This is a genomic window from Paludibacterium purpuratum (assembly GCF_004363805.1).
Lineage (GTDB): Bacteria > Pseudomonadota > Gammaproteobacteria > Burkholderiales > Chromobacteriaceae > Paludibacterium > Paludibacterium purpuratum.
In genome coordinates this window covers 160809-175802 of record NZ_SNZP01000010.1, presented here as the reverse complement: position 1 = coordinate 175802, position 14994 = coordinate 160809, and the positions used below count along the sequence as shown (strand labels likewise).

13 protein-coding genes are annotated in these 14994 nt (G+C 47.4%); all 13 read left to right on the top strand.

Features of this window, described 5'->3' with window-relative positions; genetic code table 11:
- Positions 1-234 precede the first annotated feature (234 nt).
- The 13 genes from DFP86_RS13370 (at position 235) to DFP86_RS13310 (ending at position 14908) form a co-directional block, all read left to right on the top strand.
- Complete coding sequence (locus DFP86_RS13370) at positions 235-1656, top strand: mannose-1-phosphate guanylyltransferase/mannose-6-phosphate isomerase (RefSeq protein ID WP_133682031.1); 1422 nt, start codon at positions 235-237, stop codon at positions 1654-1656.
- Entirely contained in the window at positions 1653-2630 is a 978-nt protein-coding gene (locus DFP86_RS13365) for a GDP-L-fucose synthase family protein (RefSeq protein WP_133682028.1), read from the top strand. Before DFP86_RS13370 ends, DFP86_RS13365 begins: the two co-directional genes overlap by 4 nt.
- 14 nt (positions 2631-2644) lie before the next feature.
- Positions 2645-3736 (top strand): GDP-mannose 4,6-dehydratase, encoded by a 1092-nt coding sequence (gene gmd / locus DFP86_RS13360; protein ID WP_133682026.1) that lies wholly within the window; start codon positions 2645-2647, stop codon positions 3734-3736.
- A 90-nt stretch (positions 3737-3826) separates the two neighbouring features.
- Positions 3827-4840, top strand: a complete 1014-nt coding sequence (locus DFP86_RS13355) for an NAD-dependent epimerase (RefSeq protein ID WP_133682024.1) — start codon at positions 3827-3829, stop codon at positions 4838-4840.
- 236 nt (positions 4841-5076) lie between these two features.
- On the top strand, positions 5077-6240 hold the full coding sequence (locus tag DFP86_RS13350) for a polysaccharide pyruvyl transferase family protein (protein WP_133682021.1): 1164 nt from the start codon (positions 5077-5079) through the stop codon (positions 6238-6240).
- Positions 6241-6249: 9 nt separating this feature from the next.
- Complete coding sequence (locus tag DFP86_RS13345) at positions 6250-7419, top strand: glycosyltransferase (protein WP_133682019.1); 1170 nt, start codon at positions 6250-6252, stop codon at positions 7417-7419.
- A 7-nt stretch (positions 7420-7426) separates the two neighbouring features.
- The gene (locus tag DFP86_RS13340) at positions 7427-8455 is read left to right on the top strand and encodes an STELLO glycosyltransferase family protein (RefSeq protein WP_133682017.1); all 1029 of its coding nucleotides are present in this window, start codon (positions 7427-7429) and stop codon (positions 8453-8455) included.
- A gap of 12 nt (positions 8456-8467) precedes the next feature.
- Complete coding sequence (locus tag DFP86_RS13335) at positions 8468-9880, top strand: lipopolysaccharide biosynthesis protein (protein WP_133682015.1); 1413 nt, start codon at positions 8468-8470, stop codon at positions 9878-9880.
- Positions 9881-9939: 59 nt separating this feature from the next.
- Positions 9940-10965, top strand: a complete 1026-nt coding sequence (locus DFP86_RS13330; protein ID WP_133682013.1) for an N-acetylneuraminate synthase family protein — start codon at positions 9940-9942, stop codon at positions 10963-10965.
- Positions 10966-10990: 25 nt separating this feature from the next.
- Positions 10991-12124, top strand: a complete 1134-nt coding sequence (neuC, locus tag DFP86_RS13325) for a UDP-N-acetylglucosamine 2-epimerase (RefSeq protein ID WP_133682011.1) — start codon at positions 10991-10993, stop codon at positions 12122-12124.
- A gap of 10 nt (positions 12125-12134) precedes the next feature.
- Positions 12135-12497 (top strand): CBS domain-containing protein, encoded by a 363-nt coding sequence (locus DFP86_RS13320; RefSeq protein WP_166642271.1) that lies wholly within the window; start codon positions 12135-12137, stop codon positions 12495-12497.
- Positions 12497-13171 (top strand): acylneuraminate cytidylyltransferase family protein, encoded by a 675-nt coding sequence (locus tag DFP86_RS13315; protein ID WP_133682007.1) that lies wholly within the window; start codon positions 12497-12499, stop codon positions 13169-13171. The genes DFP86_RS13320 and DFP86_RS13315 overlap by 1 nt, the downstream gene beginning before the upstream one ends.
- A gap of 54 nt (positions 13172-13225) precedes the next feature.
- Positions 13226-14908 carry a hypothetical protein gene (locus DFP86_RS13310; RefSeq protein ID WP_133682005.1) on the top strand — a complete coding sequence of 561 codons (1683 nt, stop codon included), beginning with the start codon at positions 13226-13228 and terminating at the stop codon, positions 14906-14908.
- Positions 14909-14994 lie beyond the last annotated feature (86 nt).

Sequence of the window (14994 nt, the reverse complement as noted above, 5' to 3'; positions counted from 1 at the left end):
CAGTGTATCTGCGCAATCACTACCGCCTTAGCCAGGGCTCGCGGCAGCGCCAACCTCTCCATTTTCCAATTCTACGACGCAAACTACAGTACAATACCTGAACTCGTATCTGCTCGGTTCAGCACGGGGCCCTGGGCCTTCTTGACAGAGGATGGAATTCACAGGAAAGTTGAGCCCACCCTTACGTTTGACCCAGCCCGTTCATATAGGCACACCCAAAGCTATTACTCACCTATGGAAAACACCCAAATCATACCTGTTATATTGTGCGGCGGCTCGGGCACTCGACTCTGGCCATTGTCACGACGCAGTTATCCCAAGCAGTTCGTTCCACTGGTGGGTGAAAAAAGTCTCCTTGAGTTAACCATAGAAAGACTCACGCCGTTCAATTCCCCCATCGTGGCGGTAGCCGCAGAACCGCATCAATTTCTGGTGTCTGAAGCCTTTCAACGTACGGCACAGTTGTACGATATCATCCTGGAACCCCACTCTAGAAACACGGCCGCCGCCATGGCGCTTGCGGCCATACATTGCCAAGGATTGCTGCTGTTTTGTCCTGCAGATCACCACATCGCGGACACGGATGCCTTCATAGAAACCGTTAAAACGGGTGTGGACGCAGCACTAAACGGATCAATTGTGACGTTTGGGATTGTACCAAGTTTCCCTAACACCGCTTATGGCTATATTCAGCGGGGTCAACAAGCCACAGAGCACTGCTACAAAGTGCAGCGCTTCATTGAAAAACCCAATCGCAAGGCCGCCGAGGAGTTGCTACTAAAGGGGGATGCCCTTTGGAATGCGGGGATTTTCCTCTGCAAAGCTGATGTGTTGATCGGCGCAATGGAGCAGCTTGCTCCTGATATTCTTGCCGCCTGCCGAACCGCCATGCAGAAGGCAACACAAGAAACTCCCGAAAAAGGACACAACCTGATTCGCCCAGATGCATCACCACTATCCGATTGCCGCTCGCAAAGCATAGATTATGCTGTTATGGAACATTTTCACAATGTATCGGTCATCCCATATTCTGGCCAGTGGAGCGACGTTGGTAGCTGGAATGCCGTAGCCGACCTCATCCCAGCCGATGCTGATGGTAATCGTATCCATGGAAAGGGCGTTTCCCTTTACGCAAAAAATACCTTCATCCACGCAGATCATCGCCCAGTAGTTGCAATAGGCACGGAGCAGCTGCTCATTATCGACACACCAGATGCCACGCTAGTCGCACATTGTGATTATGTCGAGAAAGTCAAGGACGTCGTTGATATTCTAGAGAAAGCTCAATACCCCCAAGCCATTACACACCGCAAGGTTGCCCGCCCATGGGGCTGGTATGACAGCATATCTAAAGCGAACCGCTTTCAGGTCAAACGGATCGGGGTCAAGCCGGGGGCTTCACTGAGTCTTCAGATGCATCATCATCGGGCGGAGCACTGGGTCGTCGTTAAGGGCACCGCAGAAGTAACTTGTGGCGACGACACCTTTCTGCTATCCGAGAATCAATCGACGTATATCCCTATTGGAAAACTACACCGCTTGCGAAACCCAGGCAAAGTTGAGCTGGAAATCATCGAAATACAATCTGGCAGCTATCTAGAGGAAGATGATATCGTCCGGGTCGAAGATACTTATGGAAGAGCCTTACCTCAATGAGACACAAAATCTACATTGCTGGCCACAAAGGAATGGTTGGTTCCGCCATTAGGAAGAAACTACTATTTCAAGGTCACTCCGCAGAGCAGCTTCTTTGCAAAACGCGAGAAGAACTAAATTTAACTAATCAGCAAGCTGTTCTTGATTTTTTCGAGAGAGAAACCCCAGATCAGGTATATTTAGCTGCGGCCAAGGTAGGCGGCATTCATGCGAACAACACCTACCCAGCAGAATTTATTTTTGAAAATTTGATGATTGAATCCAATATCATCAATGCAGCATTTCAGACAGGTGTAAAGAAGTTACTTTTTCTTGGCTCCAGTTGTATATACCCTAAAGATACAATTCAGCCCATTAGTGAGTCCGCACTACTCACTGGTCCTTTAGAATCGACAAATGAGCCGTATGCAATTGCAAAAATCGCCGGTATCAAGCTTTGCGAGAGCTTCAACCGTCAGTATGGTGCCACGCGTGGTATAGACTATCGGAGTGTCATGCCGACCAATCTATACGGCCCAGGAGACAATTACCATAAAGAGAATTCCCACGTCGTCCCTGCATTGATCCGGCGCTTCCATGAGGCAAAACTATCACATGCACAATCGGTAACAGTATGGGGAACAGGTCTACCGAGGAGAGAACTACTGCATGTTGACGACATGGCAGAGGCTAGCATCTACATCATGAATTTGGATAAAGAAATTTATTCGAGAGCAACCTTCCCCATGCAGAGCCACATCAATGTAGGCTCCGGCAGTGATATTTCAATTGCAGATCTTGCCAAAATTATTGCTCATATTGTCCAGTATGCCGGAGATATTGTTTTTGATACGACAAAGCCAGATGGCACGATGCGCAAGCTGATGGATAATTCAAAAATTAAGCAGCTTGGCTGGGCGCCTGGAATCTCATTGGAAGATGGACTAACCAGCACCTATAACGATTTCTTGAGTCACAACACACGAAAAGACTAATCAGGATTCATTTTATGTCCACACGGAAAACAGCCTTGATAACCGGCATTACAGGCCAGGATGGGGCATATCTTGCGGAATTACTGCTTGAAAAAGGCTATATCGTGCATGGTTTGAAAAGACGGACAAGTCTTTTCAATACTGATCGCATTGATCATCTTTACCAAGATCCCCATGAAACGGATGTTCGCTTCTTTTTACATCACGGAGACATGACTGACTCATCCTCCCTGATTCGGATCATCCAACAAACACAACCCGATGAAATTTACAACCTAGCAGCACAAAGCCACGTGGCCGTCAGCTTTGAAGAACCAGAATACACGGCCAATTCAGATGCGCTGGGAGTATTGCGAGTATTAGAGGCCATCCGGATTCTGGGCTTAGAAAAGAAAACACGCTTCTATCAAGCCTCTACAAGTGAGCTGTATGGATTGGTGCAAGAAACACCCCAGAGAGAAACCACGCCATTTTATCCGCGCAGCCCCTACGCGGTGGCAAAACTCTATGGTTACTGGATTGTGGTGAATTACAGAGAAGCCTACGGCATGTATGCCTGCAATGGTATCCTCTTTAACCATGAAAGCCCAATCCGAGGAGAGACCTTTGTCACCAGAAAGATTACTCGAGCAATCGCGCGGATTAGCCTAGGATTGCAAGATTGTCTGTACCTGGGAAATCTTGATGCAAAACGAGACTGGGGACACGCGAGAGATTACGTCGAGATGCAGTGGCTCATGCTCCAGCAAGATAAGCCAGAAGATTTCGTGATCGCAACCGGGATCCAGTACAGTGTCCGAGATTTCGTCAATGCCGCAGCCAAGGAGGCCGGCATAGCCATTACGTGGCGCGGCCATGGAGTGAATGAAAAGGGATACGATTTGTCCGGTAAGTGCATCGTTGCCGTGGATGAGCGCTACTTCCGCCCGACCGAGGTGGAAACACTTCTGGGCGATGCAGGCAAAGCACGGAAACTTCTTAACTGGACTCCTCGTACCAGTTTTGAGGAGCTGGTAGCAGAGATGGTCAGGGAGGATGTTAATAGTGCCAAATGTGATGCGCTGGTGAAAAATCATGGCTACCGCACCATGAATTATCACGAATAATCATTTCCCGATTCGTTATTCTATTTCTTCGCACGGTGGCCTAGCAGTATTGTTTGACCGATAAGCGAATAATTTGCATGGTGAAGATAAATGAAGGTACTTGTCACTGGCGCAGCTGGATTTATTGGTTCTGCTCTTGTTCTAAAATTATTAGAGCGTGGAGATACGGTTATCGGGATTGATAACCATAACAGCTACTATGACCCAGCAATCAAAGAAGCACGGCTTGCGCGCTATCACGACCACCCGAATTACAAGCATGAGCGAATCGACATTTCCGACCGCGCAGCTCTGCAGGAAGCGGTTTTCACTCATCAGCCTAGCCGCCTAGTCAATCTTGCGGCTCAAGCGGGTGTCCGCTACTCACTTGAAAATCCACAGGCCTACATAGACAGCAACATCGTCGGCTTTGCCAACATTTTGGAAGCTTGCCGTCACGCCAAGATAGAACATCTGGTCTATGCCAGCAGCTCAAGCGTCTATGGTGCAAATACGGCCTTGCCGTTTTCGGCACATCAAAATGTGGATCACCCATTAAGCTTATATGCGGCCAGCAAGAAGTCGAATGAGCTAATGGCCCATGCCTATAGCCATCTTTTTGGGTTGCCGACAACGGGATTGCGCTTTTTTACTGTCTATGGTCCATGGGGACGGCCTGACATGGCTCTGTTCAAATTCATTAGGGCCATTCACGCAGGAGAGCCGATACAGGTCTTTAACTATGGCAATCACCGTCGGGATTTCACCTACATAGACGATATTGTCGAAGGTATCATCCGCGTACTCGACAAGCCGGCCCAGGGAAGCTCCGATTGGGACGGCAACTCGCCCGATCCAGCGGCCAGCAAAGCGCCATGGCGCATCTATAACATTGGAAACAACAGCCCTGTAGCTCTTCTCGATTACATCAAGGCGATTGAAGACGCACTAGGCAAGAAGGCAACAATGGAGTTGCTACCTCTTCAACCCGGAGATGTTGCCGATACATCGGCCAATGTTGACGACCTCGTAGAACAATTTGATTACAAACCTGCGACAACGGTTCAAGAAGGAATTGAAAAATTTGTCGCATGGTACAATGAATACTACAAGGAGAGCCTGTAATTATTATTTCAAAATTCATTTAGGCAAAATTCTTACTTTTTGCTGTCTGGAAAAATATTGTCATTCAATTGAAATTATTGACAATGCATGCTGCAGCATTTTTTTACACACAAGAGCCAGACTTATGAATTTGGCGTCTCAAGTCATCGCCTAGCTGAATACGAACTTCATTTTATTAGTAAAATGAAAAAATTTTGATTACGGAAATTTTGTTACAGATAGAATCATGAAACGATATGGCTAACGCAAAAATCGCACTGCTGTCCCATAGAATCGGCAATATTGGCCATTTATTCATGTCGGTTGGCTTTGAAGAGATCGTCAATGAAATGTTTGATGGCAAGGTAGATATCAATCACATAGAACAGCACAAGTTCTTTTCTATCTACCCAACTGGACACTGGCTTCACTGGTTGGACAAAATCCCACATGGACGCATCAAAACCTTAAGAAGGTGGCTAAATTCTCCGGCCATGTGTGAAAAATTTTGGCCTGCAGCGCCCCACCTGCAAAACTATTCAGGTGCCATCACTTGCGGTGGGCCTAGCATTGTTCGGGGCGTAGGCAGCACCCCAGAGATGTGCTTGATGTTCCACCATCAGCTCGGCGCATTTCATCATCACGGGGTACCGACTTTCGATTGCGGCGTGGGTTCGGGTGGATTTGCACTCAAATCATTGCCAAGCACACCCGCAGAAGCATTTGACGACGCGGATAAAGCATACTTCAAGCGCCTGTTCTCATACTCAACCGTTTCTACGGTTCGCGATACCTATGCACAGCAACTGTGGCAAGCACTTGGTCGCAATGCACCGCTCATACCATGCGGTGCATTGGTCAGTGGAAGAAAATTTGAGCGCTTGGCCAAACGTCCACCACTCGCGGATCGCCATATCGTAATCAATTATCAAATGTCTGGAGCCAATAGCGCCTGGGGACAACCCGTCGATATTGATCGTTGGCGAGTCGTTGTCGCTGAGTTAGTCACACGCTTACAGAAACGGCATAAGGTCGTCTTCCTGTGCCATAACCAGGCGGAAGCGCGTCACGCCCAGCAAGTACGCGTCAATATCCCTCGGCTGCAACCCACTACACTTGATGAGTACGCATCGATCATCATGCACGGTAAGGCAGGACTGGCCTCGCGCATCCATGCAGCAATTCCGATGGCCGGCGTAGGATTGCCTGTCATTGCCATCGGCACTGACACTCGGTTAGGTACTTTGGAGCTAATGGGACTGAAGGCTCACTATGTCGACGAAGTGACCCCGGACCAACTTGAACACGAAATTGAACAAGGCATACAATCTGAAGCGGAGGAGCAGGAGCGGCTGCTGGCTTTGCGCGAGGAAACCTCCCGCAAGTATATTGAAATTTTCTCTCAGCATATAAAGTGCTAGGAAAAAATAATGCATTTACTTGTGATTGCAATGGGCCGCTTGATATCGAATGGATCCGCAGGAAATGCCGTGATGTGTGGTCTCGTGCAAGCGGCGCTCGAAAGAGGTTGGTCGGTATCTTATTTAGCTCTTTGTCCAGAAGGAGAAGAGCCCGATTGGGAACAATCATTTGATTTTGGGGCATCCGAATATCGTCTGCGTCGCCAAGAGTTGAACTTCCATGCGAAACCGTGTAATCGATACCGACGATTTCTTGGCGGCTTCAATCTTGCAGCCGTTTCAGAAATGGATAATTTGTCTCAGTGTTCGTCCTACAGCGATGTATATGATGCCGCAATCGCATTCGACTCTCTACCAATCTCCTTAATTCACCAGATCAGTGCGACTAAAAAAATTGTCATTTTAGGTGATCCTGCAGGCAAGCGATTATGGCATTCCACCCCATGGAGAAAGCCTCTAAACAAGCTAAAAGCAGGCCTATTGGGCATAACAGAAATATTATATTTCAGAGGCCTATCCGTTAATGAACAAGTAGCAATGTTTGGATCTGGTCATGCTAAAATGTGGAGTAGACATCTTACACGCCGCGTCCTTGATTTAAGGCCATTTTTGCCTGTCACAGAGTTTTATGACAAAGTACAGGACAATGAAAAACCCATTATCTACTTTGGAGGCACATTAGCTGGCACTGCATCCAAGCAGTCGATTACCATTATATTCGATGGAATTATTCCAGCTCTCCGGGAAAAATTCGGAAAAAATAATGTTGAGCTACGTTTGATTGGAAAATGCCCGGAAAGCTTCCTACTCAAAGCCAGGCAATATAGAGAGATCAGCGTTTTGGGGAGGGTAGATTCTTTTGAAGAAGAACTACAAAAAGGAGATATATTCATATTACCCATGAATTATCCTGTTGGTGTTAGAACCCGCGTATGTGCAGCACTTGGGGCCGGAAATATCTGCATTGTTCATCCCTCTGTTTTTTACAACATGCCCGAACTTCGGGCATGCCCTGCTGTCTGGCAAGCTGATTCGGCTGCCGACTATGCAAGTTTAATTGCAAGAATGCCTAGCCGAGAAAATTTGGTAGCTTTAAGAAAAAAAGCGAGGGCATTTTTTGAGGAACACTACTCTGCAATTAATGCTTCAGCATCGCTGCTTAACCTCCTTGCAAAATAGAGAAACCATGCTTAACACTGCATTAATTGTCACCACCATCAACTCCCCCAATAGAGCCATTCAAGATTTATCCAATGGCGCAAAAAATCATGGCTGGAATTTTATAGTTATCGGCGACAAAAAAAGCCCTAGCGAATTTAATTGTGATGGCGCCCATTTTTATTCGCTTCAATCTCAACTTGATACAAATTTTTCTTATGCAAAACAATGTCCAGTCGGACATTATGCGCGCAAGAATATTGGCTATCTTATTGCAGCACAACAAGGAGCAGAGCTCATTGTCGAGACAGATGATGACAATCTTCCGACAGCAGAATTTTGGAACAGTCGTACCCGAATACAAAATACACCATTTTTGAAGAATGGAGGGTGGACCAATACATATCGTTATTTTAGCGATGCCCTTATCTGGCCAAGAGGGTTCCCCCTCGACCATGTCCGGGACAATGCTGCAGAGTATCAAGCTCTGGAAATTGGTAAACGTGATTGTCCGATCCAACAGGGGCTCGCAGATGAGAACCCGGACGTCGATGCCATTTATCGCTTGCTGTTCCCACTACCACAAAACTTTGCGAAAGGGAGGAGCGTTGCATTAGCCGATGGCACTTGGTGTCCCTTTAACAGCCAAAATACAACATGGTGGTCAGATGCATTTCCACTTCTATATTTGCCGGCAAAATGCAGCTTCCGCATGACCGATATATGGCGCTCGTTAGTCGCTCAACGCATCGCCTGGGAGTGTGGCTGGGATATTCTCTTCCATGACGCGACAGTATGGCAAGAACGCAATGAGCATAACTTGATGCGTGATTTTTCAGATGAAATTTCGGGTTATCTTGGCAACAAACTGATAGTTGAAAACCTTTCTGTACTAAAGTTAGAAAAGGGAAAACATGCGATCGGACGTAATCTTCGAACTTGTTATGAGATGTTGATTGAAGCTGATTTTGTCGGCGAAGAAGAGCTTGAGCTATTACAATGCTGGCTAGATGATCTATCGGCTATTCAAATAGCAAATATGGGAAAATTTAAGTAACCACCTATAATTATGTCAGTTGCAAACCGAACGACTTGGTACTTTCTTTCCTCAATAGGAGTACCGCTGATCAGCCTAGCCGCTCTTCCACTTTACACCACTCGGCTAGGCCCTTCTCATTTTGGTGCATTTGCACTTGGAGCGACTATTGCGGGATTGATTTCGGGTGTAGCAGGGGCCACATCGACATTGAGCTTGCCACACCAGTTATCGATTTTGGAGGGGAGAGACCGAACTCACTATTTATCAGCCGTACTAACTGCGTCTTTGTTAGTGGGTTTGCTTTGCCTTGTGTTCATCTACCCTCTCTACACTCAAGCATCCAATTTATTTGGCAAAGACTATCTTGGACGAAAGTCGCTGCTCCTGGCACTGCTTGCGGGCGTTCTGAACGCCATGTGGACAGCAAGTGTAGAAATCCTGGGGATTGAGGGCAAGGCAAAGACCTATGCGATCCTAACGTTCGCGCAAGCACTCATCAACATTGCCGTCGTTTCATTTTGTATATTTTCTCTCGGCGAAAATGATAACGCTCTTTTTTATGGATTTATCGCAGCCGCTGCACTAGGGACGTTTTCTGCCATCGTTCTATTTTTGCGTCCTACCAGCCTCTCTTCATTAAAAATGTGGCTACCCAAAGCATGTGCTGGTTCTACATCCGCGGTAAGTGCATCCATCGCAGAAAATGGAAAGCTGGCCTTTGAACGCTCCTATTTGGCTGGATTTGCGGGCTTTGCGGCATTGGGTCTGTACAGTCATGCTCAGTATTACAAAAATGCAACCATGACGCTGCTCAATGCGCTGTCTCGAGGAGTCTTGCCAACAGCCTTGGAAGAGGCAAAGCTGCCTCAACCTACTTTTGCAGTCACACAAGAAGTGTGGGACATAGTTCAGATTTTTGTTGCCTGCGTCTGTATCGGCTTTGCTTTTATTGGAAGAGACGTGATAGCGTTTCTCACACATGGCAAATTTACCGATGCTGCGTCCTATACGGTCGCCTTGCTCATCGTACTGTTGCTGCAAACTGCGGCCAAAACACATGCCATGCTTCTGCTTGGCCGCGGATTGGGCAATCTATACGCAAACTTGAATACGGCATCCATTGGCATCGCATTTCTGTCTCTTTTTCTACTGGTCCCTCATTTTGGGGTTTGGGGCGCAATTATTTCTATGTATATCCAAGTCTTTCTACATAAAATTGGACAATATATTGCAACAAAGAGAATAACAAAATTACCATTTTCTGATTATTGGGTGTATGGCGGAGGGATTTTTTCGGCATTTGCCAACATTTTTTTTATTCAAAAAGAATATTCATTTTCAACAAGAGCATTATTGCTAATCTCCGCATACATCATGATTATTTGGATGATGCGTAGAAATTTCGCAAATTTTTATTATAGGATGAAGCCACGTCACACTTGATGTGCAGTCATCACGTCATTGACCATGGGACCTACCCTCTACAGCACTGAGGTCATCACATGCATATTAAGATACAAAACAGCCTAATTGGCTATCATAATCCGGTATTTATTATTGCCGAGGGATGTGACAACCACCTTGGCAATATCGCCACAGCCAAAGAAATGATCCGTGAAGCCAAACGCGCAGGGGCCGATGCGATCAAATTTCAGCACCATCTTCCTGATGAGGAAATGCTTCCTGACACTCCCATGTCGGATAACTTTCAAGAACCTCTTTACGAATTTCTTAAGAAATACGCACTGACTCTAGAGCAACATCGCGAGCTAAAAAGCTACTGCGACGAAGTAGGCATCTTATACATGTGCACCCCCTTTTCCTTAAAGGCTGCACAAGAGATTAATTCTCTCGTTCCCGCATTCAAGATCGGATCTGGTGAAATGACCGATATCCCATCGCTTGTCCGCATCGGACAAATGAGTAAGCCGATGATTGTCTCCACCGGCATGTGCACACTTGAGGAAATCGATAGAACCTACAATGCACTGGCTAACCGCGACGTACCGCTGGTATTGATGAACTGCCTCAGTGAATACCCACCGGTATATGAAGACCTCAACCTGGGGGTCATCACCGAGATGATAAAGCGCTATCCCAAGGCTGTTATCGGTCACTCCGATCATACCCCTGATCTTTACACTTGCTTCGCTGCAACGGCTCTTGGCGCTCGCGTATTGGAAAAGCACGTGATCTTGGATAAGAGTCAACCGGGCCCGGATCAATCCGTCTCCATCGAGTTCGACGAGTTGGCAAAACTCGTCGAAGGGGTACGAAAAATCGAAGTAAGCCTAGGTACAGAGAAACGCGTTCAATCGAAAGAAAAGTCCATCAGGACGTGGGCCTTCCGCAGCATCGTATCGCTACGTCCTATCGCTGCAGGTGAAGTCATTCAGCAAGATGACATTTGGTCCAAACGCCCTGGAACCGGTATCCCCGCGCATCAGATGGATAATGTCATTGGGAAAAAGGTAATCAAAGACATTCCGGCGAACACCCTGATTTCCTGGGCTGACCTGGACGAATGATATAAATGAGTGGGAAGGGTTTGGCTTGAAACTCCTATTTCTAAATGGTTCTCGTGGCGAGTGGGGCTACATTCGACCGATTATCGATCTGTGCCGCACTCAGAATATCGACTACAACATCTGTGCGACCAACATGCTTTTGCTGTCGCAGCATGGCCGGCTCGTCGATGAGATCGTCGATGATGGCTATGTGGTGTCCGATGAGCTCTTCATGTCGTTAGAAGGGCACAACCATTTCACCATGGTAAAGTCGCTTGGTGTCTTTCTGACTTCTTTCATCGATACCATCCACCGCGAAAAACCCGATTGGGTTATCTTGGCCGGCGATAGAGGGGAGCAACTGATGGGGGCAATCGCGGCTGCGTACACATATACGCCCGTTGCCCACATCCAAGCGGGAGAGCGATCTGGTAATATCGATGGCGTAGCAAGACATGCTATTGGCAAATTTGTTCATCTTCATCTAGCGGCAAACCAAGACGCAGCAGATCGGCTATGCAAGCTGGGGGAAGAGCCTTTTCGCATTCATAACGTTGGTGCTCCACAATTAGATGAACTTGTAGCCTGTGTCCTACCAGAACGCAAAGCTTTGCTACATGAGCTGGGTATACACCTCGATGCACCATATCTTCTAGTCGTACAGCATCCCGTCACAGAAGAGATGGATCTTGCGGCGGACCAAGTGACTCAGTTGATAGCCGCTCTGCAAAAATTCGATATGCGGAAGATATGGATACTGCCCAACAACGATGCTGGTTCGCATGCCGTTAGGCGCGAGCTATTACTGGCGAGAGGCATCGATACTTATATATTTGATAATTTGACTCGGTCGACATACCTTGGATTATTGAAGCACTGCAAGGCAATCGTCGGTAACTCTAGTTCAGGACTTTTGGAGGCTCCGACGTATGAAACACCTGCAGTAAATATTGGAAGGCGCCAGGCGGATCGTGTACGAGGCATCAATGTCATCGATGTGCCGTTTAACAGTGACGCGATAGAGCAAGCGATCAAACACGCGATCTCTCCAGAATTTCGCGCAAAGCTAAACGGTATGGCAAACCCCTACGGCGATGGGCGATCGGCAGCGCGGATTTTGGATGTACTTCGCACTACTGCCATTGACGACCAGCTTCTCATCAAGAAACTTACTTATTAGGAACCATTGCATGGATAAGGCTCTAGCTACCCTTGTTGTTCCCAGTGAGGCCCGCCTGATCGATGCCGTACAGGTCATTAAGGAGAACCGCAGTCGTTGTGCGATTGTGGTATCCAGAGACAAAGTAATCGGCGTTATCTCTGAAGGGGACGTCATGCGGGCACTCCTGCATGGCGCTGACTTGCATTCACCGCTTGAGGGATGGGTCAGCCTTAGTTTCAAATTTCTCCGAGAGCCGAACTATGTTGAAGCACTTGAACTGGCTAAGACGCATGGAATTAGTCTCATTCCGATATTGGATCAGGCCTTCCATTTAACAGGCGTTATTACATTAAACGACGTATTGAATCAAGTGATCATCGCACCCAAATAATGGATATTCTCATCATTATCCCCGCTAGGGGGGGATCAAAACGCATTCCCAAAAAAAATATCGCCTTATTGGCTGGAAAGCCGTTACTGGCCTACACCCTGGAGGCCATAAAGGAAACAAATCTGGCTGACAATGTCATCGTCTCCACAGATGACGATGACATCGCTGCTACTGTGGCCCGAGCAGGGGTTCGAGCGCTTCATCGTCCCAAGGAAATCTGTGTAGACAACGCCTCGACCGAGTCTGCTCTGCTACATGCCTTACACACCGTTCGGGAGGAGGGGTACTTCCCGGATTGGATCATGACGCTGCCGCCAACCTCGCCGTTTCGAACAGCCGAAATCATTCGCCGTTTTGTCGAAGCATTGGATTGCGTAGCGCAAGATATCGACTGCATCATGTCCGTGACGGAAAATAGAGGGGATTTTTGGCTATATGATGCCGATGGTCAATTTAGGCGCCTATTCCCTGATGCCCCTAGGCGCCAACAAGACCGTCAACCACTTTTTGAAGAAAATAGTGCGTTATATCTGACGAGAACGACAGCGCTGGAGAGCACAGGCTCCATTCTCGGATGTAAAGTGCTGGGCATCCCTATATCTGCCATTGAAGGTTTTGATATCAATACACCAGAAGATTTAAAGCTTGCTGATGCAATTATGAGAAGAAATTAATTTAGCTAGCAGTATAGTGAGCTTCATATCTGCAGAACAGACAGAAAGTGCATTGTGAATCCGTTAATCAAAGAAAACGCTGTTCACATTATTAAGAAACTTGGCTTGGGTAAAATCGCCCGAGCCGCCCGATCACGCATTTCTCCCAACCTACGAGCGCAGCGAAAGAGGAATCTTGCAGATCTAAACTCCCTTTCTAGCCGACTGCAATCGGTTCGGCAGCAAATTGAGGGACAGATCTCTCAAACGGAAGGCAACGCCCTGTTTATCGCAATGGGAGGAACCCGCTACGTCGTACAGCAACTGCCGGTTATTGCAGGCGTGATAGCACATGGGCTGTCTCCAATTATCATTTTGCCCTCTCGAGACGCCAATGATGAACGCATGCTTTATGAGGCATGCGGTATAAAGCGTTTTGCATTTTGGGATGACTATGCCGACAACCCAGATATACCTCGGCTGCTTGCAGCGTTAGCAAATTGTATGACACAGGATGATGTATTGAATTTGACGTGGAACGGTCTGATGGTGGGTAAGTATGCCGTCTCCACACTGATGCGCCAACTGCGTTCCGGCCACATAGATATCCAGGATCAAACTATCAACCTGCACATGCAAGTTGCACTACAACGTTGCTTAAATCACGCATCCGCGAGCAAAGCACTCCTTGCACAATGGTCGCCAAAACTCGTTGTTTTCGTCGACCGCGGCTATACACCTGAAGGACCACTGTTTGAAGCTTGTATTCAGAGCGGCATTCAACCGATCACATTCAACGCAGCTCACAAGGACAACGCACTATTATTGAAGCGATATGGGCAGGAAAATTCAAATGTTCACCCTGCATCACTTGCTCAGGAAACATGGCAGGCGTTGCAAGCAATGCCATGGGACCAACAGAAATTTACTGCGGTTCAAAATGAAATTGAACATTGCTACAAAACTGGGCAATGGTATGGAGAAGTTGCAACACAACATAACACGGCGCTTCTCGATCGTGCCAAGTTGAAACAGCGCCTGGGATTTAATAATCAGAAGAAGACTGTACTACTTTTTCCCCATATTTTTTGGGATGCCACTTTTTTTTGGGGAAACGATGTTTTCCATGACTATGAGGAATGGTTTGCAGAAACGGTTAAAGCAGCCTGGAGACTAGATCACGTCAACTGGGTTATCAAAGTTCATCCGGCAAACGTCGTGAAAAATATCCGCGATGGCTCCAGTAAGATGTTTGCTGAACTGGAGGTTCTGGCAAGGTTTGGCCCGGTACCGCAGCACATACGCGTACTGCCGGCGGATACCGATATTTCTACTCTTTCCGTTTTTACCATCGGCGATGTATGTCTGACGGTTCGAGGAACCGTTGGCATCGAAGCAGCTACCTTCGGTTTGAATGTCATTACGGCAGGAACTGGTCGCTATGATCGTCTTGGATTTACGCACGACATCGAATCACGAGAAGAATATCTTCAGCTCCTCAGCGACATCGACAAACTCTCCCCCCCCTCCTTGCAGCAAATCGAACTTGCCCAGCGCTATGCGTACGGTGTATTTATTAACAGACCTCTACAAATAGAATCGATTCCATTCTCGTATAGCAAAACGCGGACAGCCGAACTAGAGGTGCAAATATCACAGCAGGCTGAGCACGAGTTGTTCCGAGCCTCGGATATTCGTGCAATTAAAGCTTGGTTGGATTCAGGGAAAATGGATCTCTGTGGAATTCCCCCAGGCTAATTATTGCTTGCTGCTGTCCCGCCGCAGGTAGGTTCCTAGGCCACAGCACCTTTCAAGTTAGGCTGCCTGCAGAAAGACTGATAAGT

Coding starts and splice junctions, on each gene's coding strand:
- DFP86_RS13370 (WP_133682031.1), top strand. CDS start 235: ATGGAAAACACCCAAATCATACCTGTTATATTGTGCGGCGGCTCGGGC.
- DFP86_RS13365 (WP_133682028.1), top strand. CDS start 1,653: ATGAGACACAAAATCTACATTGCTGGCCACAAAGGAATGGTTGGTTCC.
- gmd (WP_133682026.1), top strand. CDS start 2,645: ATGTCCACACGGAAAACAGCCTTGATAACCGGCATTACAGGCCAGGAT.
- DFP86_RS13355 (WP_133682024.1), top strand. CDS start 3,827: ATGAAGGTACTTGTCACTGGCGCAGCTGGATTTATTGGTTCTGCTCTT.
- DFP86_RS13350 (WP_133682021.1), top strand. CDS start 5,077: ATGGCTAACGCAAAAATCGCACTGCTGTCCCATAGAATCGGCAATATT.
- DFP86_RS13345 (WP_133682019.1), top strand. CDS start 6,250: ATGCATTTACTTGTGATTGCAATGGGCCGCTTGATATCGAATGGATCC.
- DFP86_RS13340 (WP_133682017.1), top strand. CDS start 7,427: ATGCTTAACACTGCATTAATTGTCACCACCATCAACTCCCCCAATAGA.
- DFP86_RS13335 (WP_133682015.1), top strand. CDS start 8,468: ATGTCAGTTGCAAACCGAACGACTTGGTACTTTCTTTCCTCAATAGGA.
- DFP86_RS13330 (WP_133682013.1), top strand. CDS start 9,940: ATGCATATTAAGATACAAAACAGCCTAATTGGCTATCATAATCCGGTA.
- DFP86_RS13320 (WP_166642271.1), top strand. CDS start 12,135: ATGGATAAGGCTCTAGCTACCCTTGTTGTTCCCAGTGAGGCCCGCCTG.
- DFP86_RS13315 (WP_133682007.1), top strand. CDS start 12,497: ATGGATATTCTCATCATTATCCCCGCTAGGGGGGGATCAAAACGCATT.